22 protein-coding genes are annotated in these 25295 nt (G+C 66.0%); 10 read left to right on the top strand and 12 right to left on the bottom strand.

Annotated elements, in window-relative coordinates; translation table 11 throughout:
* Positions 1-33: 33 nt before the first annotated feature.
* Entirely contained in the window at positions 34-2247 is a 2214-nt protein-coding gene (locus ACO6D5_RS11140) for a UvrD-helicase domain-containing protein (protein WP_485825404.1), read from the top strand.
* A 38-nt stretch (positions 2248-2285) separates the two neighbouring features.
* Here the strand turns inward: ACO6D5_RS11140 and ACO6D5_RS11135 are convergent, their stop codons facing one another.
* Both ACO6D5_RS11135 and ACO6D5_RS11130 read right to left on the bottom strand, forming a co-directional pair.
* Positions 2286-2705: a PIN domain-containing protein gene (locus ACO6D5_RS11135; protein ID WP_315525711.1), complete on the bottom strand. Its 420-nt coding sequence runs from the start codon at positions 2703-2705 to the stop codon at positions 2286-2288.
* Positions 2702-2950, bottom strand: coding sequence for a FitA-like ribbon-helix-helix domain-containing protein (locus ACO6D5_RS11130; RefSeq protein WP_315525708.1), 249 nt, complete (start codon positions 2948-2950; stop codon positions 2702-2704). Before ACO6D5_RS11130 ends, ACO6D5_RS11135 begins: the two co-directional genes overlap by 4 nt.
* Before the next feature lie 214 nt (positions 2951-3164).
* Here ACO6D5_RS11130 and ACO6D5_RS11125 point away from each other — a divergent pair, with 214 nt between their 5' ends.
* Positions 3165-3446 (top strand): peptidylprolyl isomerase, encoded by a 282-nt coding sequence (locus ACO6D5_RS11125; protein WP_006222441.1) that lies wholly within the window; start codon positions 3165-3167, stop codon positions 3444-3446.
* A gap of 96 nt (positions 3447-3542) precedes the next feature.
* On the opposite strand, the gene ACO6D5_RS11120 is transcribed toward ACO6D5_RS11125, so the two are convergent.
* From ACO6D5_RS11120 to ACO6D5_RS11105, 4 genes are all read right to left on the bottom strand, one after another.
* The gene (locus ACO6D5_RS11120) at positions 3543-4283 is read right to left on the bottom strand and encodes an ATP-binding cassette domain-containing protein (RefSeq protein WP_315526325.1); all 741 of its coding nucleotides are present in this window, start codon (positions 4281-4283) and stop codon (positions 3543-3545) included.
* A 14-nt stretch (positions 4284-4297) separates the two neighbouring features.
* Positions 4298-5260 (bottom strand): sugar ABC transporter substrate-binding protein, encoded by a 963-nt coding sequence (locus tag ACO6D5_RS11115; protein WP_485825403.1) that lies wholly within the window; start codon positions 5258-5260, stop codon positions 4298-4300.
* An 18-nt stretch (positions 5261-5278) separates the two neighbouring features.
* Positions 5279-6220: an ABC transporter permease gene (locus tag ACO6D5_RS11110; protein WP_485825402.1), complete on the bottom strand. Its 942-nt coding sequence runs from the start codon at positions 6218-6220 to the stop codon at positions 5279-5281.
* Positions 6221-6364: 144 nt separating this feature from the next.
* Complete coding sequence (locus ACO6D5_RS11105) at positions 6365-7900, bottom strand: xylulokinase (protein ID WP_485825401.1); 1536 nt, start codon at positions 7898-7900, stop codon at positions 6365-6367.
* Positions 7901-8038: 138 nt separating this feature from the next.
* Between ACO6D5_RS11105 and ACO6D5_RS11100 the strand changes: the two genes are divergently transcribed.
* From ACO6D5_RS11100 to ACO6D5_RS11085, 4 genes are all read left to right on the top strand, one after another.
* Positions 8039-8368, top strand: a complete 330-nt coding sequence (locus ACO6D5_RS11100; protein WP_006222446.1) for a YegP family protein — start codon at positions 8039-8041, stop codon at positions 8366-8368.
* A 212-nt stretch (positions 8369-8580) separates the two neighbouring features.
* Positions 8581-9516, top strand: a complete 936-nt coding sequence (kce, locus tag ACO6D5_RS11095; RefSeq protein ID WP_485825400.1) for a 3,5-dioxohexanoate:acetyl-CoA acetone transferase — start codon at positions 8581-8583, stop codon at positions 9514-9516.
* A 42-nt stretch (positions 9517-9558) separates the two neighbouring features.
* The gene (locus ACO6D5_RS11090; protein ID WP_485825399.1) at positions 9559-10758 is read left to right on the top strand and encodes an ABC transporter substrate-binding protein; all 1200 of its coding nucleotides are present in this window, start codon (positions 9559-9561) and stop codon (positions 10756-10758) included.
* A 25-nt stretch (positions 10759-10783) separates the two neighbouring features.
* A complete protein-coding gene (locus ACO6D5_RS11085; protein WP_315525688.1) occupies positions 10784-11587 on the top strand; it encodes a 3-oxoacyl-ACP reductase FabG in 804 nt (267 codons plus the stop codon).
* A gap of 22 nt (positions 11588-11609) precedes the next feature.
* Here the strand turns inward: ACO6D5_RS11085 and ACO6D5_RS11080 are convergent, their stop codons facing one another.
* Together ACO6D5_RS11080 and ACO6D5_RS11075 are read right to left on the bottom strand one after the other, a co-directional pair.
* On the bottom strand, positions 11610-12539 hold the full coding sequence (locus tag ACO6D5_RS11080) for a LysR family transcriptional regulator (RefSeq protein ID WP_485825398.1): 930 nt from the start codon (positions 12537-12539) through the stop codon (positions 11610-11612).
* 88 nt (positions 12540-12627) lie between these two features.
* On the bottom strand, positions 12628-14100 hold the full coding sequence (locus ACO6D5_RS11075; RefSeq protein ID WP_485825397.1) for a DUF1254 domain-containing protein: 1473 nt from the start codon (positions 14098-14100) through the stop codon (positions 12628-12630).
* A 160-nt stretch (positions 14101-14260) separates the two neighbouring features.
* Between ACO6D5_RS11075 and ACO6D5_RS11070 the strand changes: the two genes are divergently transcribed.
* On the top strand, positions 14261-14854 hold the full coding sequence (locus ACO6D5_RS11070) for a hypothetical protein (RefSeq protein ID WP_485825396.1): 594 nt from the start codon (positions 14261-14263) through the stop codon (positions 14852-14854).
* Between the two features lie 33 nt (positions 14855-14887).
* Here ACO6D5_RS11070 and ACO6D5_RS11065 read toward each other — a convergent pair whose 3' ends face one another.
* A complete protein-coding gene (locus ACO6D5_RS11065; RefSeq protein ID WP_485825395.1) occupies positions 14888-15454 on the bottom strand; it encodes an ureidoglycolate lyase in 567 nt (188 codons plus the stop codon).
* On the bottom strand, positions 15451-15690 hold the full coding sequence (locus tag ACO6D5_RS11060) for an Arm DNA-binding domain-containing protein (RefSeq protein WP_315525672.1): 240 nt from the start codon (positions 15688-15690) through the stop codon (positions 15451-15453). The genes ACO6D5_RS11065 and ACO6D5_RS11060 overlap by 4 nt, the downstream gene beginning before the upstream one ends.
* A 138-nt stretch (positions 15691-15828) precedes the next feature.
* Here ACO6D5_RS11060 and ACO6D5_RS11055 point away from each other — a divergent pair, with 138 nt between their 5' ends.
* Entirely contained in the window at positions 15829-16209 is a 381-nt protein-coding gene (locus tag ACO6D5_RS11055; RefSeq protein WP_485825394.1) for a cupin domain-containing protein, read from the top strand.
* Positions 16210-16211: 2 nt separating this feature from the next.
* Here the strand turns inward: ACO6D5_RS11055 and ACO6D5_RS11050 are convergent, their stop codons facing one another.
* Both ACO6D5_RS11050 and ACO6D5_RS11045 read right to left on the bottom strand, forming a co-directional pair.
* On the bottom strand, positions 16212-17456 hold the full coding sequence (locus tag ACO6D5_RS11050) for an MFS transporter (protein WP_485825393.1): 1245 nt from the start codon (positions 17454-17456) through the stop codon (positions 16212-16214).
* Between the two features lie 85 nt (positions 17457-17541).
* A complete protein-coding gene (locus tag ACO6D5_RS11045) occupies positions 17542-18957 on the bottom strand; it encodes a sensor histidine kinase (protein ID WP_485825392.1) in 1416 nt (471 codons plus the stop codon).
* A gap of 298 nt (positions 18958-19255) precedes the next feature.
* Here ACO6D5_RS11045 and ACO6D5_RS11040 point away from each other — a divergent pair, with 298 nt between their 5' ends.
* Both ACO6D5_RS11040 and ACO6D5_RS11035 read left to right on the top strand, forming a co-directional pair.
* Complete coding sequence (locus tag ACO6D5_RS11040; RefSeq protein ID WP_485825391.1) at positions 19256-22396, top strand: WG repeat-containing protein; 3141 nt, start codon at positions 19256-19258, stop codon at positions 22394-22396.
* Positions 22393-25281: a WG repeat-containing protein gene (locus ACO6D5_RS11035; RefSeq protein WP_485825390.1), complete on the top strand. Its 2889-nt coding sequence runs from the start codon at positions 22393-22395 to the stop codon at positions 25279-25281. The genes ACO6D5_RS11040 and ACO6D5_RS11035 overlap by 4 nt, the downstream gene beginning before the upstream one ends.
* Positions 25282-25295 lie beyond the last annotated feature (14 nt).

The following is a 25295-nucleotide window of genomic DNA, read 5'->3' as shown; positions in this document are numbered from 1 at the left end:
GCGGGTGCCCAGCGCGCCCGCCGGCCGCTTACATTGGGCGGACGCGTTTTCGGAATCGTTACACTGGGGCCTGATTCCAGCGACATTTCTGCTCGCGCCTTTATCCCCCCGATGACGACAAGCTCCCCTCCCACCCAGTTCTTCCCTGCAGGATTTGTTCCCACCGAAGAACAGAAAAGGATCCAGGCTTCGCGCAACCGCGCGAGCCTGGTGATCGCCAACGCGGGGGCCGCCAAGACCACCACGCTGGCCCTGCGTATCGGGGAGTCGCTTGCCCGGGGATTGGCGCCCGAAGACATCCTTGCCCTGACCTTCACCGACGAAGCCCGACAGGTCCTGCAAGCGCGGCTGGTGGAAGTCGGCATCGCCTACAACACGGCCAAGCGGATCTCCGTCCAAACGGTTGAAACGTTTGCCCAGCAAGTCCTGTCCCGCCTCGAGGACGGCAAGCCGGCACTGCTGCCATCTACCCGTGAACAGCAGAGCTATGCGCTGTCCGTGTTGGAGCACGTGGCGCACAACCATCCGCAATACGCAGACCTGCTCGATATCCGTACCCACAACACCGCCGTCAGTCAGTTCCTGGACAACCTGCTGAAGCTGAAGGCAACGATGATGCTGGCGCCTGACGGCGACGACGATCCCGAATACGCGGCAGAAACCTTGGGGCTTCCGCTGACGGACTACTTGTGGGCCATCGAATACGAGAAGCAGCGCGTTGACGTGTTCGGTTATGTGGATGCCCGCGGCTTTTTCGATGCTACCTATGACCTGGCGCGCCTGCTGCGGTCGAACCCCGACGCACGCCACGACCTACCCCACCACAAACTGGTGGTTTGCGACGAACTGCATGACATGAATGAGGCTTCGTTCTGCATTGTCGAAGCCCTAGTCAGCCTGGACACGACCTATTTCGTCGGCGTGGGCGACAAGGATCAGGTCATTTATTCGCACCTGGGCGCGGACGAAGCGTTCCTGCAATATCGCATCGCATCCAGCTTTACGGACTGCGCCAGCTTCCCGTTGACGATGACGTACCGCCATGGCCCCCATCTGGCCTACGCCATGGAGGCGTTCAAGCACAAGCCCGTCGATTCAAATCTTCCGGTGCGCACGGATATCCATGCACTGACCTACGCCAACACACCGGGCGCGTGCGGCGCCGAGGTCGTCAAGGCGGTTATTCAATGGAAGCAGGACGGCAAGAAGCTGGAGAACTGCTGCATCCTGTTCCGCGATGCCCACCAGTCCATCGAAATAGAGAATGCGCTGATGAACGCCGGCCTGCAATACCGCACGCTGACGATGAACAGCTACCTGTTGCGCGAAGAGATCCTGTTCCTGCGCGGCATGATTGCCATCGCGCTGGACGACTTCCATCACGTGGCGTCGCCGACTACGCGAGAGGCCATCGTGGAAGCGCTGGCAACCTTTGCAGAAGTGCCGCTGACGCCGGAAGCGCTGAGCGAGGCCAAATCCACCCTGGCCAAAGAGCCGTCGGCGTTGAAGCACTTTTTCGACGGCCAGATTCAACGCGTGGGCAGCGTCTCTGCCCGCACCCGCATCGCGGACGCCGTGTCATTCCTGCGCGGCTTGTCCGTCGACTCGCCTGCCCATACCGCGCTGGAGAAGGTCTGCGACATCATGGACATGGATAATTTGGCCAAACGGCTATACGTCCACCCGTATGAAGCCTCGGTCGTCACGAAATCCGTCAGCGGGTTCATCACCACGGCACAGAACTCGGGCAAGACGCTGAGCCAGTTTTCCGAATGGATTGGCGCCGCGGAAGCGTTCGTTGGCGCCAGGCCTGGAAAGAACGCGGTGTTGATGGACTGCATCGTGAATGTGAAAGGCAAAGAATTCGACCACGTCGTCCTGCCGTTCATGGACGCGGGCGAGTTTCCGAATCCGCTGCGGGATTTGGGGGAAGAAGAGAATCTGTTCTATGTGGCGGCCACACGGACGAAAGCGCGCTTGACGCTGGTTTCCTCGGAAGAAGCTGCAAGGCGGAGCGTATTCGTTGAACGGATGCAACTGGCCGCGATTCAGAAGCGCGCGGACACCGCGCTACGCCGCAACATGGCCGCACCGGCACAGGCGGTTGGACACCGCGATCTTCGGGTCGCGTATGAGAATAAGGACGTGGTGAAGGCGCTGGGGGCACAGTGGGATAAGACCAGGAAGGTCTGGTATGTGCCCAGCGGTTTGGATTTGGAGCCGTTCAAGCCGTGGCTTGCGGAGTAATCAAACTCCGACCAGGGCGGACGCCAAGGGATTTGCTGTCAATTGCGCCAAGGATCAATCACGTTGATGCCACAGTCGACAAAATCCTTGACGTTACGTGTCGCCAGGCTCGCTCCCCGGGATCGAGCGATGCCGGCGATCATCGCATCAAACTGACTGACCGGCCTGCCAACCGCTCGGCGTGAGGCGGCGATCTCCGCATAGGCATCTGCGGCCTCACCATCAAAATTAAGCACTTGTCCCGCCATATCTGACGCAAAGATCGCCAGCACGGCTTGCAAGAGCGCATCCCGGCGCTGCCCCTCAGGCAGCAACCTGACGCCGTAGAGCAATTCGCCACGCGTAATCGTCGTTGTAAACAGCGCGGTCCGCGGCTGCGTCTCAAGCCATTCGACGACGTGAGGATCGGGCTCTGGCCGAAGAATCTCTGAAATGACGTTGGTATCCAGGAGGATCATGCGGCCAGCTCCGGCGGCGTGCGTATGGGTTCACGCGCCGGAAGGTCCAGTTCAAGCCCCCCCAGCGGCGCGACACGCGCACGGATCGCCCCCACAAGCGAAAGGCCGCGGGGAGATTCCGTGGACAACGCGGCGCGGAGAATGTCGCGGGCCTCGTCTTCCATCGAACGTCCGTGCTGGGCCGCCTGCACGCGCAGGCGAGCCTTGAGCTGGTCATCAATGTTTCGGATGGTCATGGTCGCCATGGGAAGCCTCCATTAGTCATTGACTGCATTTTAGTCATTGCTTAATGATGGTGCAACGCAGGAAACTTCGTCTAGCCGTATCAGGCGCAAAACACGGACAGCAGGCAGAGACCCGCCCGGGGAGGCCCGATTCCCCGTTTATGATTGCAAGGTAGCGAGCAACGCCGAATGCGTTACTCTCCCCTCCCCCAATCATTCCCCGCAAGGAGCCCCCATGGCACAAGCCTCCGCCCGTCACATCCTCGTTTCCACCGAAGCCAAGTGCAACGAACTCAAGACCGCCATTGAAAACGGCGCTGACTTCGCGCAAGTCGCCAAGGAAAACTCCAGCTGCCCGTCGAGCCGTGACGGTGGCAACCTGGGCACGTTCGGCCCGGGCCAGATGGTCAAGGAATTCGATACCGTCGTGTTCAGCGCCCCGGTTGGCGTGGTCCAGGGCCCGGTGAAGACCCAGTTCGGCTATCACCTGGTTGAAGTGACCAGCCGCAAGGACTAAGTCCCGCTGCTGCATGCGAAAAAGGCCGCCGCCAGGGGAAACCCGGCGGCGGCCTTTTTTTTGGGGGCAACCAGGGTCGGACGCGCCCCGCCCTCTTTATTCCTTCCCCGTCATCACCATGTGCGCCAGGGCATCCGCATTCAGCCCGGCCACGTCGCGTTCGATGACCTTCACGCCGCTCTTCAATATCGCGACACGGTCCGCCAGCGCCACCACGTCGGCCATGTTGTGGCTGATGAGGATCACGGTGCGTCCCTCTTCGCGCAGCTTGCGCACCAGATTCAGCACCAGCGCCGTTTCCTTGACGCCCAATGCCGCGGTAGGTTCGTCCATGATGACGACGCGCGCATCCCAGCGCAGCGCGCGGGCAATGGCCACCGCCTGGCGTTGGCCGCCGGACATGCGTTCGACCGGGCGGTCCATGTCTTCGATCGGCACGGACAGGCGCTGCAGATAGCCGCGCGCGTCCAACGCCATGCGGCGCTTGTCCAGGACGCTGAACGGCCCGACACGGCGCACGAGTTCGGCGCCCATGAAGACGTTTTCCCAGATGGACAGCCGCGGCGCCAGCGCCAGGTCCTGGTAGATCGTCGCGATGCCTTGCACCAGCGCGTCATGCGGAGATCCGAACGCGACCTTCTGGCCGTTCAGGCTCAGCTCGCCGCCCGTGGGTTCCTGCGCGCCGGAGATGATGCGGATCAGCGTGGACTTGCCTGCGCCGTTGTCGCCGCAGATGGCCATGACGCGGCCTTCGGGCACGTCCAGGTCGACGCCCTTCAGGGCCTCGACCGGCCCATAGGACTTGCGGATCTGGCGTAGCGACAACGCGGCGGTCATGGTGGTCACGGCGATTACTTGGCGGCGGGTTGCAGGAATTTCTGGACGTTGGTGGCGTCGACCAGCACGGAGTCCATGAACAGGTACGGGCCGGCGGCGACGGTCTCTTTGGGCTCCTTCTTCACCACGATGCGGTCGATGGAGTCGATGGCGCTTGCGCCCAGCTGTTCGAACGGGATCATCATGGTGGCGGTGATCAGGCTGTTGGGGTCGGCGATGCGGCGGTAGGTTTCGGGGCCGCCGTCGACGGACACCAGGGTGATGTCGCCTTTCTTAATGCCCTGGGATTGCAGCAGGTCATCGATGACGTAGGCCTGACCGTCGAACGAGGCCCAGACGCCCTTGAACTGGCCCTGATGGCGCAGGAACAAGGCTTGCATGCCGTTGCGCACGTCGTCGCGCCAGCTTTGCGTGCGGGCCATGCTGAACTTGGCCAGGTCCTTGACGGCGGTGTTTTCCGTCAGGACGGCATCCAGCATCTTGCCGCGGATGCGGGTGCCGGAGTTGCCGTCGAAACGGGCGGACAGGATGTTGCCCTGGTAGCCCATCTTGCCCAGCAGGTACAGCACGGACTGCGCGCCGGTGGCGTATTCGTTGACTTCGACGTCGAACAGCATGTGCGGGCTGGCGCCGGACATCACGCCCACGACGGGGATGCCCTTCTCTTTGGCGGCTTGCAGCTGGGCGTCGGTTTCCACGGGCTTGCCCATGGCGACGACGATGGCATCGACCTTTTTATTGACCAGGGTGTCCAGCTGTTCGGCCAGTTTGGGCAGCGAGCCTTCGGCGTTCAGCTGGGTGACGGTCCAGCCTTTGGCGCGGGCGGCCTCGGCCGCGGCGTTGGCCACGCGGGCGTGCGTTTCGGACGACATCTGGAAGGCGACGATGCCGACGTCAAAGGCGTAGGCGGCGCTGGCCACCAGCGATTGCAAGGCGAACGCGCTGGCCAGCAGCGTGCGCTTCAAGATTTTGGTCATGGTGGTTTCCCCTTCGGATCAGAATTTGAAGGCCGCTTTCTTCAGCACGGCCGATGACACCGCGACGGACGCGATCATGATGAAGCCCAGCACGATGTCTTGCACGTAGTACGGCGCGCCCATCAGGACCAGGCCGTTGCCCAGCACTTTCAGGATCAGCGCGGCGACGAGGGTGCCGGGGATGTTGGCATGGCCGGGGTTGAACATGGTCATGCCCAGCAAGACAGCCGCGATCGCGTACAGGAAGTAATCGCCGGCCATGTTGGGCGCGGCGGAAGACAGGCTGGAGGTCAGCAGCACGGCGGCCAGGCCGGCGCAGAGGCCGGACAGCGCCAGGCCGATGCTCTTCATGGCGCGGATGTTGATGCCGGCCAGCCGCGCGGATTCGCCCGCTTCGCCAGTGGCCGTCATGCGGGCGCCGGTGCGGGTCCATTTGATCAGGAACCAGGCGACCAGCACCGCGCCCAGCATCCACAGCACCAGCGCGGGAATGCCAAAGGGCTTGGCGCGCGCCAGGTCCGTGAAGCTTGCGGGCCAGCGGCCGACGTAGGACACGCCGTCGGTCAGCATGAAGGCGAAGCCGCGCGCCATGGCGGCCATACCCAGCGTGGCGATCAAGGATGGCACGCGCAGCCGGGTGACGGCGATGCCGCTGGCCAGGCCGCAAAGCAGGCCGACGCCCAGGCCCGCCGCGATGGCGATCAATACGGGCTGGCCCGTGTGCACCAGGGCGCCCGTGACGACGGCCGCCAGACTGGCGACATCGGCCACCGACAGGTCCAGTTCGGCGGTCACCAGCGCCAGCGTGAAGCCGATGGCGATGATGGCCAGGAAGCTGGTTTCCTTGGCGATGTTCAACAGATTGTTCGGTGCCGCGAAATTCGGGGCGGCGATTGCGAAGAAGCCCACCAGGACCAATCCCGCGATTGCCGTGCCGTACTTTTCCAGGATGCCGCGCATCGACTCAACCCTTGCTGCGTTGGTATTCGTTGTAGTGCAAGGGTTATCCACCGCCTGCCGGGCGTTCGCGCCCTGATGGCGTAGGAGTTTATACCCGGCGGCGCGGCCCAGGGCCGTCAGGCCGCGCGGACGCACCTAGGGTTTTTACGGCAAGCGCATCCTCGCGAGCGCGTGCGACACCGGCGTCAACGCCGCTTCCGCCGCGCGGAACTGGGCGTACAGCTGCCGGTAGGCGATGCTGCGGTCGGGCCGGGGATCGTAGCGGTGCGCCGTGCGGACCAACGCGTCCTGCGCCTGGGCAAAGCTGCCGTAGCGGCCCAGCGCGGTCCAGCCGGCCACGGCCGCGCCCACGACGCCGGGCTGCTCGGCTTGGCCGACGACGACGGCGCGTTCGCAGATGTCGGCCTTGACCTGGCACCACTGCGGGCTGGAGGCCGCGCCGCCGCCAAAGCGGATTTCGCCGACCGGCGCGCCCAGGGCGGCCTCCGCGCGCTCCAGAACGGTACGGTTCAGGAAGGCCACGCCCTCCAGCACGGCCCATGCCAGGTCGCCCGCGCCATGCCGCCGGTTCAGCCCGACGAATGCCCCACGCAGGTGCGGATCCCAGTACGGGACGCGCTCGCCTTGCAGGTACGGCAGGAACAACGCAGGTTGCGGGTCGCGGGGCGCGTTCAACAAGGCGTCCATGGCCGCGCCGACGCCCGCCATGCCCTCCGCGCCCAGACGGCCCAGCAGCGGCAGCAGCCACGCCACCGTGTCTGCGCCGTTCTGGCCCGGGCCACCGATCTGGTGGTTGCCGCCGCCCCAATCCACGGTCATCAGGCCCTGCGCCTGCACGGGCTCGGCGCCGACCGCGCCGAAGACTTCGGTCGTGCCCGAGATGTTGTAGGCATAACCCTCGCGCAGCGCGCCCAGGCCGGCCACCGCCGCCCAGGTGTCGTTCGCGCACGCGACGACGCTGCGGCCCGCCAGACGGGCCAGGGCGCCCGGCAGGCCGGCTTGCACGGGGCCGACCACATCCAGGGGGCTCAGCAAGGGGGGCACCCAGGCGGGATCGGCGCCCAGGGCCGTCAGCAGATCCGACCCTGCCGCGTGCCCCCCGGCAGCGGCGGCCAGGCGCGCCATCGACACGGTGTCGCTGGCCGCCCTGCCCGTCAGGCGAAAGTTCAGGTAATCCTTGGGTTCCAGCACGACGTGCACCCGCGCCGCATGCTGCGGCTCGGCGCGCAGCAGCCACGCCACGCGCGCCCAGGGGTGGAAGGCGTTGATCTGCCGGCTTTCGGGATGGCCGGCCGGCATGGCCGCCAGCCATTGGGCCACGTCCCCGGCCGCGCGCGTATCACGCCACGTGATGGCCGGCCGGATGGCGGCGCCTTGCGCGTCGACGAAGACCTGCGTGCGCGTGACGCCGCAGATGGCAATGGCCTGCACGGCGTCGAAGGCAGCGCCGGCCTGGGCGGCCAAGGTGCCGGACAGGGATTGCAGGCCGCGCCACCAGGCGTCGGCGTCGACATCGTCCCAGCCTGCCTGCTTGGCGGCGCCTGCGGGGCTGTCGATGGCGCAGGAATGGGCAATGCCGCCGCGTTCATCCACCAGCGCCGCGCGAAAGCGCGTGCCGCCCAGGTCCACCGCCAGGACGTAGCCGGTGCGGGGCGTTTGAGGGGAAGACGGGGGGAACATCGGGCGGTCTGACATAGCGGCCGATTGTATTTCAGCCCGCTGTTCCAAAGCCGCCCGCATCAAGTATTCTCGGCAGACGCCACCCGGCGTGTTGCAAGTTGCCCAAGCGTTACCCCTTCAACAAGAACGGAGACGACGATGAGCGGTTACTTTGTACTGAAGCGCAGCGGGACGCAGTTCATGTTCAATCTGCACGCGGGTAATCACGAGGTGATCCTGACCAGCGAGCAATACACGACCAAGGCCTCGGCCGAAGGCGGCATTGCCGCGGTGCAGAAGTATTCGGCCGACGAGGCGCGCTATATGCGCAAGACGGCGAAAGACGGCTCCCACTACTTCACGCTGGTGGCGGCGAATGGCGAATCGGTCGGGCGCAGCGAAATGTATTCGACGGCCCAGGCGCGGGACAAAGGCATCGAGTCCGTCAAGACGAACGGCCCCAAGTCGCCGACCAAAGACCAGACCTGACGACGTTTTCCTTCAAGGCCGCCGCCCGCTCCGGGCGGCGGCTTTTTATTGGGCCGCGGCAACCTTGCGCGTCCACGTTGCGCCGCAGCACCGTAAAGCCTATCAGTTGATAATTTCTGTTCAGGTGACAAGGCCAGGACCGTGCGACAGAATGGGCCGCACCCGGAGGAGACAGCCGGGGCCCATAAGAAAACACGAATCGTCCAAGGCCCATGAAGAAACCCAAAAGCAATGTGATCATCACCTGCGCCATCACCGGATCGGTGCACACGCCGTCGATGTCACCCTACCTGCCGGTGACGCCCGACCAGATCGCGCAGTCGGCGCTGGAAGCGGCAGAAGCCGGCGCGGCCATCGTGCATCTGCATGCGCGCGATCCCCAGACCGGCAGGCCCACGCAGGACCCCGCGCTCTACGCGCAGTTCCTGCCCCGCATCAAGGCGGCCAGCGATGTGGTCATCAACATCACCACCGGCGGGTCGCCCGTGCTGCCGGTCAGCGAACGCATGCTGCCCGCCACCACGTTCAAGCCCGAAGTGGCGTCGTTGAACATGGGGTCGATGAACTTCGGCATGTATGAGTTGCTGGAACGCTTCAAGGAATTCAAGCACGACTGGGAACGCCCGTATCTGGAAGGCAGCAACGACCTGATCTTCAAGAACACGTTCAAGGACATCGAGCACATCCTCAGGTCCTGCAACGACAACGGCACGCGTTTCGAGATCGAGTGCTACGACATCGGCCATCTGTATACGGCCGCGCACTTCGTGGACAAGGGCCTGCTGAAGCCGCCCTTCCTGATCCAGTCCGTCTTCGGCATCCGCGGCGGCATCGGCACGCACCCCGAAGACGTGATGATGATGCGCCGCACGGCCGATCGCCTGTTCGGCGACGACTACCGGTGGTCGGTGCTGGCCGCCGGGCGCAAGCAGACCCCGCTGGCCACCCAGGCCGCCACGATGGGCGGCTACGTGCGCGTGGGCCTGGAAGACTCGCTGTGGGACGGGCCGGGCGAACTGGCGCATTCGAACGCGGACCAGGTCCGGCGCATCCGCCGCATTCTGGAAGACCTGTCGCTCACCATCGCCACGCCTGACGACGCGCGCGACATCCTGCAGCTCAAAGGCCGGGACAACGTCGCGTTCTGACGCAGCGCCGGAACCACACCAAAACCCTCGCGGGGAGACATCATGAAAAAGACCTTGAATGCGGCCATGGCCGCGGTATTGCTGAGCCTGGGTGGCGCGGCCAGCGCCGATGACGGCGTGATCCGCATCGGTTTCATCACCGATATGTCGGGCTTGTCGGCGGACGCCGACGGCCCCGGCGGCGCCGAGGCCATCAAGATGGCGGTGGCGGACATGGGTGGCGCCGTCGCGGGCAAGAAGATCGAAGTGCTGGTGGCCGACCACCAGAACCGCGCCGACATCGCCTCGTCCCGCGCCCGGGAATGGCTGGACCAGAAAGGCGTCGACATGCTGATCGCCGGCGCCAACTCCGCGGCCGCGCTGGCGATGGCGAAGGTGGCCGAAGAGAAGAAGACGCCGTTCTTCGTCGTCAGCGCGGGCGCTTCCGAGCTGACCAATGCGCAGTGCACGCCCTACACGGTGCATTACGTGTACGACACGGTGTCGCTGTCGCGCGGCACGGCCCGCGCGATGTTGAAGGAAGGCAATAAGGACTGGTTCTTCCTGACGGTGGACCACGCCTTTGGCCACGCGTTGGAGCGCGACGCGTCGGCGGTCGTGCAGGCCGATGGCGGCCAGGTGAAGGGCCGCGTGCGGCACCCGTTGAACTCGCCGGACTTCTCGTCGTTCATCCTGCAGGCGCAGGCATCCGGCGCGACGGTGCTGGGGCTGGCCAATTCGGCCAACGACACCAGCAACGCGGTCAAGGCCGCGGCGGAATTCGGTTTGACGCCCAAGATGAAGATCGCCGGCCTGCTGGTGCTGATCACCGACATCCACGCCCTCGGCCTGGCGGCAGCGCAAGACATGTACCTGACGACGGCCTGGTACTGGGATCAGGACGATGCGTCGCGCAAATGGGCCGCGCGCTTTGAAGAGCGCATGAAGAAGAAGCCGTCGATGCTGCAGGCGGGCGACTATTCGGTGACGACCACGTACCTGAAGGCGGTGCAAGCCACCGGCACCACCGATGGCGACACGATCATGAAATGGCTGAAGGCCAACCCCGTGAACGACTTCTTCGCCAAGGACGCGCACATCCGCGCCGACGGCCTGATGGTGCACGACATGTACCTGATGCAGGTGAAGAAGCCGTCCGAATCCAAGGGGCCGTGGGACTACTACAAGCTGATCGCGCAGATTCCGGGCGACCAGATCTACACGTCGCCGGCGGAGTCCAAGTGCCGCCTGATGAAACCCTGATCCGAACGCATTCCTGGAAAACCTCATGAACCAGCAAGACCTTACCGCCCTGCCGGTGGACTTGAGCGGCCGCCGCGTCATCATCACCGCCGGCGCGGCAGGCATCGGCGCGGCCCTGGCCGACGCCTTTGCCGACCGCGGCGCCCGCGTCCACCTGTGCGATGTGGACCAGAACGCGCTGGCGTCCAGCCGCCACGCCAATAGCCATGCCGACGTCAGCCGCCGCGAAGATATCGACCGCTACATGCAAACCGCCCTTTCGCACCTGGGCGGCCTGGACGTACTGGTGAACAACGCCGGCATCGCCGGCCCTACAGCGGGCATCACCGACATCCAGCCGGACGACCTGAGCGCGACGCTGGACATCAACCTGGCCTCGCAATTCCACACCGTTCGGCATGCGGTGCCCGCGCTGCGCCAGGCGGGCGGCGGCGCCATCATCAACATCAGTTCGGTGGCCGGCCGCATGGGCATTCCCATGCGCACGCCGTACGCCGCCTCCAAATGGGGCGTGGTCGGGCTGACGCGGTCGCTGGCGGTGGAACTGGGCGGTTACGGCATCCGGGTGAACGCACTGCTGCCCGGGCTGGTCGCCGGCCCCCGCATCGACCGTGTCATCGCCGCCCGCGCCCGCAACATGGGCCTGACCGTCGAGGAAGAAACCGAACTGGAGCTGGCGGGCGTCAGCCTGCGCCAGTTCGTGCGCGCGGCCGATATCGCGAATATGGCGTTGTTCCTGGCCAGCCCTTACGGCGCGATGGTCAGCGGACAGGCCATCAGCATCGACGGCGACCTGCAGTCGCTGCCGTGGCAGCCGCCAGCCGATTGACCCGCGTCAAAGGCGCTGCGCGCTAGCCGATCAGCTGGATCGTGTCCGCATAGACCCCGGTGCGGCGCGCCTGGGCGGTGGCGTGCAGCGCGCCCAGCAGCCGCCCGGTCAGTTCCTGGTTCTGCGCATCCTTACGGGTGATCAGCACGAATTCAAACCACTGCCGCGACGCCAGCGGCAGCGCCACCAGATCGGGGTAGACCAACGCGATATCGGAGGCCGACAGCGCGTTGACGAGACTAATGCCCTTCACCGCCCGCACGGTGCCCGGCACCAGGGTCATGTGCGCCTGCATGGCGAAATCCAGCTGCGTGGTGTCGCCGGTGTCGCCCTGCGCCACCACGTAGTCCGACCACAGGGGCTTGACGAAGGTGTCCGGCGCGATATCCGCCACGGCCACCACGCGGCGCCTGGCCAGCGGATGGTCCCGGTGCGCAATCGCCATGACATCGGTGCGCAGGAAAGGCGTGAAATTCAGCCGCGGGCTGTCCTGCCCGACCGCCCCCAGGCCGAAATCCGCCCGCATGGTCTCGACGGCGCTGATCACCTGCACCGAAGACTCCACATCGACCGAGAACGGCCGCTTGCCGTGTTCGTCCAGGTAGCGCTTGACGGCTTCGGGCGCATAGCTCAGCGCCAGCGCCGGCGAAGATGCGATGCGCAGGCCGCGGCCCCCGAACTGCTCGATGCTGTGCAAGGCTTCGTCGATGCGCACCAGTTCGTCCAGCACGAACTTGGCCTCGGTATACAGGTACTGCCCCGCCTCGGTGGGCCGCAAGGTCTTGTGCGTACGGTCGAACAGCTGCACGCCCGTGGCGCTTTCCAGGCGCGAGACCGCATGGCTGATCGCCGGCTGCGTCAGGTGCATCACCTGCGCCGCCTGGCGGGTGGACCCGGTCATGACGACCGTATAGAAGATACGCAGATCGTGGATGTTGAAGTTGCGCTTCATGCCCGTGACTCCTCCCCATGGGAAAGGCGGCCGGCTTTGCGCCAGCCGCCCTCCGGAGCCCGATTCTAGGCCCTGCGCGCCGATGCGCCTATTGCGGCACCCGCTCTATTTCCGGCGACACCCACTTGCCCTCCAGCAATTCCGGCTTGGGCCAGTAGTACCGCATCGTCACCATGAACGGGCCATCGGGCGCGGGCAGCCAGTTGGATTCCTTGGCCTTGCCGGGCGATTGCGCCTGGATGTAGAGCGTCAGCCCGCCGTCGGCATCCTTCTTCAGGGACGGCAGCATGGGCGAGTTGATCAGGTAGCGGTTGATGGGGTTGGGCGCCAGCAGCTGGTCGGGCAGCCGGTACATGGTCATGGACCAGAACGCATTGACGGGCGGCAGGCTGCGCGGCGCAAAGCGCAGCGTGTAGGCGTACTTGCCATCCAGTTCCTGGCCGCGGCTGTCCTTTTCCAGCACGGGGTACAGCGCCTCTTCGCGGCTGTTGGCACCGATGCCGACCTGCGTGCCGGTGGCACGCCTCAGATAGTCGTTCTTCAGCGTGTTGCGGTCGCCGAACAGCGTATCGGTCTTGCCGCCTAGCGCGGAACGGTTCTTGTCGATGTCGTTCTGCGCCGTGTGCATGCCTTCCTGCAAGGCGCGCCGCAAGGCGGGATTCAGGGTATCGGCCTTGTAGGGCTGCCCCGGTTTCAAGCCGATGCTGGCGAAGCGTTCGCGCAGCCATTTCTCGGTGGGATGGGTGGGCGCGAACTGCAGCAAAAAAGCCAGCTGGTTATAGAACTCCAGCGACGTGCGCATCTCGCCGGGCGGCACGGGCGGAATCCAGTCGACCGCCGGCGGCGGGGGTGGCGCCGGGCGCTTGGCGAAGGCCGACAAGGGCTGGATCTTGTAGCGGGCCTGGATGCGCTTGACGTTTTCGAGGTCGGCCGGGTTAAACAATTGGGTGCGGCCCACCATGTTCACCAGTTCGGTTTCCGACTTGATCACCTTAGTGATGCCGGGGGGCACCTTGCCCGTCCAGCGCGGACCCGCAATCAGGAAATTGCCACCGCCGTTGCCCGTGCTGCGGCTACCGATATAGGCAAAGTTGTACGTGTACAGGTCCATCAACTGCAGGACGAAGTAGCGGCGCTTTTCCATCGGCGGCACGGAAATCACGACCGGCTCGGCGCGCAGGTCGAGGATGGCGAACGAGTATGGCGTGTCGGAGTTGGGCGTGACGAACGCCGTGTCTTCCGGGGTGAAGACGCGCGCGATGTTGTTCACCGTGTTGAACGGCCCCTTGTACTGCGGGTTGTTCTTGTCGATGCTGAACGCATACATGGTCTGGTAGCTGGCGACCATGGGCGTGCCATACAGATAGGCCTCGCGCGCGATGCTGCGCGCCTGCTGCCCGGTGACCCCGTGAATGCCGACGGATTGCGACCCCGTGGCCTCGTCTGGCGACGTGAAGCTGCAACCGGCCAAGCCGCCGGCCAGCAATGCCGTGACGAACCACCGCGTGGGCGTGCCGCGAAGGGCGATGGAAAATCCGGTGCTACGCTGGCGGTCGCTCATGGTTGGCTCCAACACGTTGGGATGTTGGCAACGCCCTGGTGGCGGCAGCGTCGCGGGCTAAGCAGAAATTCCGGGACTGATTCTGGCATATTTCCCGGCGATGAAGAAGAACCGGTGTTCCACAACTAGGACCGGTTCGCACAGGAACAACATATCAGGCATGGATACGCACAATAGCAATACGGGCGGCGACGGCGAATCGGGCGCAAACCTGCGAGCGTCGTCGTACTACGTGCTGCAAGCCACGCACCGCTGCGCCCAGTGTGGCGAATCCACACCCGTGTTCGCGCTGGCGGTACCGCCCGATCACGAAAGCACGGACGCCGACATCGAGCTGGACGAAGACGGCGACAGCACCGGACTGGACCCAGGCGCGTTCCACGACTGGCTGTTCGGCCCCGAGCAATGGCAGCGCATCGCGGGGCCGGCCCTGCTATCGCAGGTCGGCATCCTGTCGGCGCCGGTCGTGCGCACCCTGCATGCCCTGGCGCCTACCGTGCGCCAGCACCCCGGCCGGAACGGCCAATGGACCAATTTCTGCGAACACTGCGACAGCCCCGTCTGGGAAGGAGCGCTGTATCCGACGCCCGGCCAGCCCTTTTGCCCGACAGACGACGCGGCGGCCGCGCAGATCACGGTGCATGCGGTGGATGAACCGCTTGCGGCGTTTGCCGCCATGTGCTGGACCGAGGGCTACCGCAACAAATGGCCGCTGTTCAAGCGCCTGGGCGTGGAATGCCGCGAAGCAGAATGACTGCCGCGGATTCCCCGGCAGCCCGTTCCCAGGTCATTGCGTAGCGGTTTCCTGCGCCACGCCGGCCAGGTCTTCCAGGCGTTGCAAAGGGATCTCGACAATCGCGCTTTCCGTTGCCCGCGCGTCGGTGGTCAGATGCTGGATCAGGTCCACGGTGGTGGACCGCCGCGTCAACATCAGGCAGGTCACTTCCCCATCGACGACGCGGGTCGCGTGCCAGCACCCCGGCCGCATGCAGATGCCTTGTCCTTGCGGCACACGAAAGGCCGCCAGCGTCGCCAGATCAGGGCTGCCGTCGGCGGCGCTTTTGGCGACGACCTGGATGATCTGGCCCGTCAGCGGCACGATGGCCTGCTGCGTCAGCAGGTGCTTTTCCAGGCTGGCGATTTCCACGGACGGGCTGCGGTAGTTGACCCACAGCAGTTCGGCGTCGCCGCCCGCCCCCGTGTTGAACACGTGTTCCTGCCAGAAATCCGTGGCCGGGTTGGAGAAAAGCGGCACGCCATTGCCGTCCGGCATGGGCTTGCCCAACATCCAGCCGTAAGCCGAGAAAGCCTGCGGCGTCAGATCATTGACTACCAGCTGCGTGTTGCTTGTCATGCGGACCCTTGTGATGGCTTCGGAGGCACGCTGCGCTTGGGGAATTCGGCGTCGTAATCGAAATCGCCGCGCGCGATGGCCTCCAGGATGGCCGCCCGGCGATCGGCGGCCCGTTTCAGGTTGGCGGCCGTGGGCTTGACGCGGATGCGTTCAACGCAGTGCCTGCCGTCATAGAAGAAGCCGATCTCGATGGACGATTCGGACGCGGGCCTGACCCCATCGAACCCCTGGCTCATCGCCTTTCCCGTTGTAGTTGCTGATGGGCGACATGATATCGCTTCAAGATGACGCGCTGAAGCCGGCGCGAAAGCCCGGGCCAAATCCGGGCAGCCTCGTTACTATGGCCCCACGCCCCACACACAAGGATGCGCAACATGGCTACCGATCTGTCGTCGCATTATGTCTTGCTGGATGCCAACGGCACCGCTTCCACCGTCAACGGCGGGGACGCGTTCTGGTCCCAGTCCCCCGATGAGCTGGACCGTTTCGGCCGCGGCTGGCTGGTGTCCGAATACGCCTTCTCCAAGGATTGGCCCCAGTGGGAAATGCACCCCGAAGCCGACGAGATCGTGCGCCTGATGTCTGGCGTGGCCGAGCTGCATCTGGAGTGGCCGACAGGCATCCAGAAGGTGAAGATGCTGGACGGTGACGCGTACGTGATCCCCAAAGGCGCCTGGCACACCGTCAAGGTGGTCGAGCCCTGTCGGATGCTGCACATCACCATGGGCGCCGGCACGCAGCACCGCCCGCTGTAGCCTCAGCCGGGCGCGGCGACGGGACGCGCCCGCGTGATTTCTCGGTCGTCTATCGGCCAGTGCAACACCGCCGACAAAACGCCCAGCGCCATCGCGCCCATCCAGATCAGGTCATAGGACCGGGTGGCTTCGAACACGATGCCGCCCAGCCACACGCCCAGGAACGAACCCAGCTGATGGCCGAAGAACACGAAGCCGAACAGCGTGGTCAGATAGCGTACGCCGAAGACCTGCGCGATCAGCCCGTTGGTCAGCGGTACCGTGCCCAGCCAGACGAAGCCCATGACGGCGGCGAATGCGTAGACGGTCCAGCTCGATAGCGGCAGCAACAGGAACAGCGCGATGGCGGCGGTGCGCACCAGGTAGATGCCGGCCAGCAGATACTTGCGGCGGTGCCGCGCGCCCAGAATGCCGCAGACATACGTGCCCGCGACGTTGGTCAGCGCAATGATCGCCAGGGCCCCCACCGCGTCGGCCGCGCGCAGGCCCTTGTCCATCAGGTAGGCGGGCAGGTGCGTGCCGATGAACGCCAATTGGAAGCCGCAAGCCAGAAATCCCAGGTTCAACAACCAGAACCCGGGCTGCGCGAAGGCTTCGCGGATGGACGCGTGCAGGGACAGGCCCGCATCCGGCGCCGCCGGGTCCTGCAGGGCGCGGGCCGGTTCGCGCAGGGGCCGTGCCAACGGCAGCACGATCGCCAGCAGCAACGCGAATACCAGCAAGGCGTTGACCCAGCCCCAGCCTGCGATCAGCCATTGCGCCGCCGGCACCATGGTGAATTGGCCCAGTCCGCCCACGGCGCCCGCCACGCCCAGCGCCCAGCCGCGGCGTTCGGGCGGCACCAGGCGGCTCAGCGCGCCGTAGATGACCGCGAACGCGGTGCCGGACAGCGCGATACCTATGCACACGCCCGCCGCCAGCAAAAAGGCCGCGGGCGTCGCGGCGTAGGCCATGCCGGCCAGGCCCAGCGCATAGAACGCGAGCCCCACGACGATGACCTTGGCCGAACCGTAGCGGTCGGCCACCATGCCGGTAAAGGGTTGCGCGATGCCCCAGGTCAGGTTCTGGATGGCCATCGCCATGGCGAAGGTTTCGCGGCTCCAGCCCCGATCCATCGAGACCGGCAGCAGGAACAGGCCCTGCACGTGGCGCACGCCAAGCGCCAGGCCCATGACGATGCCGCCGGCAAGCACCAGCAGCCATAGCCGCGAGGCATCCGGGGAAGACTTGGCAAGCGGGGACGGCATGGCGGTTCTCCTGGCGGGCGCGGCGCCCTGCGATCAAGGGCGCCTGGCGTCCATTACAGAAGAGCGGCGTCCCGGCATCAACCGATTATTTTTTGTCCGCTGCATGCTCGGCAGGAATGTGACGGGATCGCGCAGACGCAGGCGCGCGCACCGAAAACACCGACCCCTTGCCGGGCACGGACCGCAACTGGATGTCAAAACCCAGCAGCCCCGTCAGTCGCCGCACGATCGACAGCCCCAGCCCCAAGCCCAGACCCTGACCCGCCGGCGCATTACCGACACGCGTGAATTCATTGAAGACGGCCTCCTGCGCGTCCGGCGCGATCCCCACGCCGGTGTCCCACACCTGGATCAGTGCGCCGCCCGCCCGCGGACGGGCGCACAGCAGCACGCCGCCCCGGGGCGTGTACGACAGCGCATTGCTCAGCAAGTTGTGCAGGATGCGGCGCAACAAGGTGGGATCGGTCTCCAGCACCAGGGGCGTAGGCAGCACAGCCAGCCGCAACCCTTGCGCCTGCGCCTGCGGCTCGAAGTCCTGGCGGATCTCGTCGAACAACGCGTCCAGGCTGACGGGGCGGCGCTCGATGCGCAGCAGATGCGCGTCCATGCGCGACACGTCCAGCAAGCCGTCCAAGAGACGGTTCAAGCTGGCCAGGACGGTTTGTTGGCGCTGCGCGACATGCAGCACGTCCTGTGGGCGGGCGTCGCCTTGCTGGGCGCGGCTGGCCAGGATGTCGGTGAACAGGCTCAAGGCGTGGACCGGTTGGCGCAGGTCGTGTCCGGCTGCCGCCAGGAAGCGCGTCTTGGCCTGGTCGGCGGCGGCCACGCGATCGCGTTCACGCTGCAGGTCGCCGATCAGGCCCAGGTTCTCGAAGCGCAGCGACACCGTGGTCTTCAAACTGCGGTAAGTGATGGCGCTGAAATACATGTTCACGCCCAGCAGGCAGAACGCGAAGGCGGCGTAGACCAGGTGCAACGCGTCGCCCTGGATCAGGCAGGCCACGGTGAACGGCGCCAGCATGCCCAGCGCAGACCCGACGTAGGCCGGCGGATAGGCCGATAGCGACGGCACCGCGCCACTGCACATGCCGGCCAGCATCACGCAACCGAACGCCAGCATCATGTCATCGTGCGACAGCACGGCGGCCAATCCGGCCAGCCCCCACAACAGGCCCGACAGCCATGACAACACGCAGAACGCCGACACCCAGCGCCGCACGTCGGCGGACGCGACCGGAAGCCGCAGGAACCGGCGATTCACCCCCACCCGCAAGGCCGTCAGCAGATACAACGCGGCGGCCCACGCCGCCAGCAACCAGACCGGCACGCTGGCGCGCATCACATAGGCGACGGGGATGACGATGGCGAAGTTGGCGAACAACACGCCGTAGGACTGGCGGTAGAGCAAACGGGCCAGTTCGGCGCGATGAGAGGCATCGTGCCCGAGGGTGGGCGGCAGGGCAGGCGAAGTTGGCGTGGCTGGGGCAGCTGGGGCGGTCATGCGCCGGATAGGTCCCTAAAAAGACGCATCATTTTGACACAAATAGCCCCTCCTCCCTCGACGCCTTGACAGGGGCCAGCGCGCGCCCGCCCGTCGTATTAACGTTTTCTTTTCTATCGTTACATTTGCCGCCTCATTGACTGCTACTGCTGGTTACAGTGCTGCCTTCGCATCAATTTTGACAGGCACCTGACATGTGGCACGTCCGGCTTGGCGTATTTCTACCCGCGGCTTCGTCCCGCGCTTTCGCGCAATGAGGGCCGCGCTCAAGCCCCTGACGCTGGCCTTGGCGTTTGCCTTGCCCGGCCTCCCCGGCACAGCGCAGGCCGACTCCTGGATCGACCGGTGCACCACCACCTATTACGGCCAGGGGTCCGACACGTATTGCCACCAGGCCTACAGCGAAGGCTTCGCGGCCGTGCTGACCGGCACGCGCGCCGACGACACCGGCGCCTGGGGCTACATCGACAAGCAGGGCCGCATGGCCATCGCCCCCGGCTACTCGGAAGCCAAGCCGTTTCAGAACGGGTTGGCCGCGGTCAGCCAGGGCGACCTTTGGGGCTATATCGACACCAAGGGCCACTGGGTCATCAAGCCGCGCTTCGGCATGGCGTCGGGCTTCAACGCCGAAGGCACTGCCTTGGCCGAGGAAGACGATCGCGATGTGCTGATCGACCGCCAGGGCAAGGTCGTCAAGACCTTCGAACTGGGCACGCGCACATGGGGTTTCCAGCCCGGGCAGAAGCTGGCGTCGATGGAAGTGCCCACGCCGCCGCGCCTGTTCAATATCGCGACAGGCAAGGCCGCGACCCTGCCGCCCGGGGTGATGACGCTTGGCGCCCCGACGGCGGGCTATCTGCCCGCCCAGTTGCGCGAAACCCGCTACAACGGCTGGTGGGGCCTGCTGGACGACAATGGACGCTGGGCGGTGCCGCCGGACGTCCTGCGCTCGCAGGAAGCGCCGATACGCGACGGCGATGTATTGGCCGTGCGCCGCGACAATCAATGGGAATTTGTCGATCCGCGCGGCAACGCGCTGTCGACGGCACGGTACGAACGCGTGCAGTGGGTGGCGTCCGGGCTGTGGCTGGTCAAGCCCGAGAACGGAAAGTCAGCCTTGCTGGACGCCAGGTTCAAGACCCTGCATACCTTCTCGCAACCCTATGTGGGACTGCAGGAACGGGATGGCTGGCGCTATCTGCCGGATACGGCCTTGACGCTGTTGATCAGCCCGGCCGGCAAGATTGAAAAATTGGCGTTGCGAGACGGCCGCGTCGAGATCAACCAGGGGCGCGCCTGGGTCTACGGCGCCTCGGCCGCGCCGGCGGCAACGCCCGAAGACGATGCGGCGCAATCCGACACCCACGCGACGGGCCTGTCGGATGCCGTGAAGGAAGCCGCACCGGAGGAAGCCGAGGCCGGCGACGCCGCAGACGTGGCAGAAGCCGCCGACACTGCGACCGTTGCCGAAGCGGCTGACACCGCGAGCAACGCCCCCGGCGCTGCCCCCACGGCCGCCGCATCCACCGCCTTGGAACCGGTCGCCGATGCCGCCGCGACCGTCATGACGGACGTCGCGACGCCGGCTCCTGACGCGACCGCCGCCGCAGAATCCGCCTCGGTGGCAGGCGTGGCCTCCGTGGCAGCCGCCGACGCGACCGTGTCCTCGCTCCTGGTCGAAGACGACGATCAAACGACGTCCATGGCTCCCGCAGGCCCGGAAGTCCTGGTGCAGGTCTACGACCCGGACGGCAAGCCGCTGCTTGATGCCGCCACGATCGCGCAATTGGCCGGCTTGCAGATCAGCGCCTTCTCGCCCGGGAGCTCGGCGTTGCGCAGCCAGTCGGCAACGGGCATGCCGTTGGCGCTGCTGCGTACCGGGGACTACCAGCAACCGCCGTCGATCCTGACGGCAGACGGCAACATCGTCTCGAATCCGGAATGGGATTCCATCGACAGCTATAACGTGACGATGCCGCTCGTGGTGCAGACCAAGAGCGGCAAATTCGGCGCCATCGACGGCAAGGGAAATTGGGCCGTGCGGCCTCAGTTCAGCGGCATCCGCAACTTCAGCGGCCCCTACACGTGGGCGCGCAAGCCGGGCATGCAGCGCGGCGACGCCGTCTTGATCGATGCGCGCGGCAAGACCGTGCCCATCCCCGAAGCCGTCGCTGCCGACTCCGGCCGACTTGACGGCGAACTGCTGTTCTACCGCGCGCCAGACGAAAACCGCGCGCGCCGCTGGGGCCTCTGGAACATCCGTCTGGGCGCGCCAGCGCTGAAACCGGTCTACGAGCAAATCGAGGAATTCGAGGACGATTGGGCGCGCGTCCAGCAAGATGGCCGGTGGGGCATCATCAACCGCGAGGGCCAGTGGATCGTGCGCCCCGCGCACGACAGCGCCTACAAATTGGATTACCTGGGCAACGGCTTCACGCTGGTGGACGACCCCGACGCCAAAGCCAGCGCCAACCGGTACGCGCAGAGCCCTTACCGGATGGTCAACCTGCGCACCGGAAAAGTCAGCGACACGGTCTACGGCAAGCCCAGCAAGATCAAGGATGGACGCTACATCGGCGAAGTGGCCGACGGCAGCGCCGTGCTGTTCGACGCGCAAGGCCACGCCACCCGCCTGTCGGACGGCAAGCCCGAGAGCAAAGAACAATACGGCGACTGGATCATCGTGCGCCATGACGAACGCGAAGGCGCGATCGACGCCCGCGGCAACATGGCGATTCCCGCCTTGTACGGCGAATTCAATCCGTTCTTCGTACAGCCTGAAGGCCTGGCGCGCGTCAACCTGGCAACGGGTTACCGCCTGATCGACCAAAGCGGCAAGACGGTGCTTGAGAAGCGCGGAGACGGCGTTCCGCTGGCGTCGATGCAGCGCCTGCTGTTCACCGACGATTCGGAATCCAGCGCCATCATGACCGACCTGCAAGGCCGTGAGATCACCCGCTTTGCAGGCCGCTATTCCGTGGAGGACAGCCACGCCAGCGAAGGCGTGGTGCCGTATAGCGACGGCGGCGGCAAGAAGGGCCTCGCGAACGCCGACGGCAAGCGCATCGTCGGCACGCATTTCAGCGAACTGGGCCCGATGAAGGACGGCCTGGCCCGCGCGCGCCGCCTGGAACGCACCGGCAAGCTGTATGGCTACATCGACATCACCGGACGCTATGCGATTGCGCCCGCATTCACGTGGGCCGGCGATTTCCATGATGAGCGCGCCATGGTCCGCCGCGACGGACTGGTCGAATTCATCGATAGGCAAGGCAAGGCCGCCGCGACGTTCGGCGTGCTGTGCGACAAGGTGGTGATCTTCGACGCCGAGGAAACGCAGACCTGGCCCCCCGAGCCGCTGACCTGCCCCGAAGCCACGGTCGTGCCGCCCCCCGCCCTCGAAAAAGCCAACGCCAACGCCAAAGCAGAACAATCATGACGTCACGCGTGATCCGCACCACCCGACTCGCCTGCGCCATTGCGGCGCTGGGCGCCTCCCTGTCCGCCCATGCGCAAACCGGCCACATGTACTGCCTGGACGAAGGCCGCTACCGCTCCGACGCCTACGCCGACGACATCGCCGGCGTCAGCCCCTACGCCAACGGGTGCATCCGCGCCCTGTCGGACGGGCGTGCCGCCGTGCTGCTGCCCTCGGCCCTGGAGAACGTCAACCGCGTTCCCATGGACCAGTCGCTGCGTCGCCACGCGTGGGGCTTTCTTGACCAGAACGGCCGGCTGGCCATTCGCCCGCTCTTCGAAGACGTGCGGGATTTCCGCCACGGCCTGGCCGCCGTGCAGTGGAAAGGCAAATGGGGCTTTATCGATACGCGCGGCCGCATGGCGGTGCCGCCGCGTTATGACAGCGTCCAGGACTATGCCGAAATCGGCCTGGCGGTCGCCACGCTGGACGGCCGCCAACAACTGATCGACCGCCAGGGTGCGCCCGTCGGGGAGCCCCTGGACACCGGCATCCAGAACCTGTTCCTGGACGACGGCGTGCCGGCGCGCGCCGCCGTGCAGTACAAGCAGGAATTTCGCGGCGTCAACGGCGAGCGCCGTTTCGCCAAGCCCGGCGTCACCATCACGCAGGCCTACGGCCAAGGGCTGTACATCGCCATCGACGACGAACGCCGTTACGGCGTGGTGGACGGCGACTGGAACTGGGTCGTTGAACCTGCTTACGAAGACATCTTGACGCAGCGCGACGGCAGGCCGGCCGTGGCGTACGGCCGCGAGGGCGCCGTGCTGATCGGCGCCGATGGCAAGGTGACCGGCCTGGACCAGGGCTACGGCAGCATGCAGCCTGTGGGCCGCGCGTTCTGGAGCGCCGAGCTGGACCGCCGCAAGGGCTATGCCGTGCTGGACGCGGCCGGCACGCTTGTCACGACCATGAAGCCCGACGAAGCGCAGTCTTCCCAGCGCTTTCAAGACACCATCGTCTACCCCTCAGGCGATACGCTCATGGCCCTGGTGCCGGGTCAGACCGCCCCCATCAAGCTGGGGCCCGCGTTGTCGCCCGGCATGGACGAAGACGGCTTCGTGATGTTCACCGACCAGACGGGCGCGCCCGCCGGACTCTTGACGCCCAAGGGCGTGTGGCTCAATGGCGGCGATGCGCCGGCCTGGTTGCGCGAGGCCGGATCGATGGAGGTGCGCGAAGGCAGGCTGTGGATCAAGAAGCGCGAAGGCGGATTGCTGAATGTGGTGGATGCCGATGGCCACGTGCTGCTCAAACCCGAGACGGTTGAAGCGACGCAGTACATGGAGCTGAGGGCCGTGCCGCTGAACATGCCGGGCGGGCCGCTGGCCATGCTGGGCCAAGCGCATTGCCAATGCGGCGTGTCGGGCGCCGGCCTGTTGCTGGCCGACGGCACCCTCGTGACCGATCCGTCGTGGTCGGACCTGGTTTCGCTGGACGGCACGGACAACCGCGACAGCGACCCGGAACCCGAGGCCGGCGACGATGCGCTGAAGCCGGACCAGTTGCGCTTTGCCGCCGAGACCGACCGCGGCCTGCAGTTGCTGGATGCCCAGGGCCGGCCGATGAGCCTGCCGGTGCAGCAGCATATCGGCAACTTCCGCCACGGCTATGCGCTGATCTACGCTGACGGTGTCAACCGGATGATCGACCGCCAGGGCAAGACCTATGACCTGCCCGATGTCTTCCAGACGGACATCGTTGCCCCAGGCGTGGTCCGGTTCTTGAAGAGCGCCAACGCGGACGCCCCGTGGGGCCTGTACGACTTTGTGGCCCGCAAGGAACTGGTCGCCCCGGCCTTCCGCCACATCGGCCACTTTCAGAACGGCCAGGCCGTGGCGTCGCTGGGCGCGGATCGCGTGGGCGTGATCAATATGCAGGGACAGTGGGTGCTGCCCGCCAGCCACTACGGCATTGCACGCGTCAACGACAAGCTGTGGCGGGTGATGCAGGCCGGCGGGCAGGGCGAAGACTACGAACGCCCCGCCGCCCTCTTCAATGACCAGGGCCGCCCCCTGACGTCGTTCCAACGCCTCCTGCAGGTATCCGACGAAGAGCGAGGATTCGTTACCGCCAGCGGCGAAAAGAACCGCTGGATCGTGGCCGCCGACGGCTCCGGCGTGCAGGACCTGCAGGACGCCACCTATTCCCGCATAGGCGACTGGCTGGAGATCCGCCGCGCCGCGCGCTACGGCTATCTGGATGCCCAGGGCGCGTGGCAGATCGGCCCCATGGCCGCGGTTGGCTCTGTCTTCCAGGGCACGCCCGCCCGCGCGCTGTCGACGGACGACGCCGGCGCGCGCCTGATCGACACCACGGGCAAAACCGTCGTCACCCTGCCCTCCGGCGACTGGCGCTGGCCGCCGGGCTCGGCGTGGCTGCTGCGCCATTACGTCGCGAACGGCAAGGCCATGACGGACTACGCCGGCCTGGACGGCAAGTCGCGGGTGAAGGTGCAGGGCACGGCCTCCCCCTATTCGGAGGGGCGTGCGGTCACCGAACTGTCTACCCGGGCGGTTCGCGCCGTCGACGCCAACGGCGCGTTGAGCGGCCCGGCGTTCGACGCGCTGGGCGCCCTGCATGACGGCCTGGCACCCGCCCGCACCGACCTCAACTTCGGCTATGTGAACAGCGAAGGCAAGTTCGTCATCCCGACCGACTACAACGCCGTCACGCCGTTCGCGGACCAGCGCGCCGTGGTATCCACGATGGAACTGTCGAAGATCATCGACCCCGCGGGCAATGCGTTGGCGCGCGTCGAGATGGTGTGCGGCATGCGCACGCTGTACGGCAGCGCCGGCCAGCGCCTGTGGCCGCTGTCCTTGCCGGCGCGCTGCCGCCGCTAAGCCGTCTTGCCGCT

The sequence above is a fragment of the Achromobacter sp. genome (genome assembly GCF_057314935.1).
Note: the sequence above shows the minus strand (reverse complement) of the source record. Positions and strands in the feature narration are given on the sequence as shown.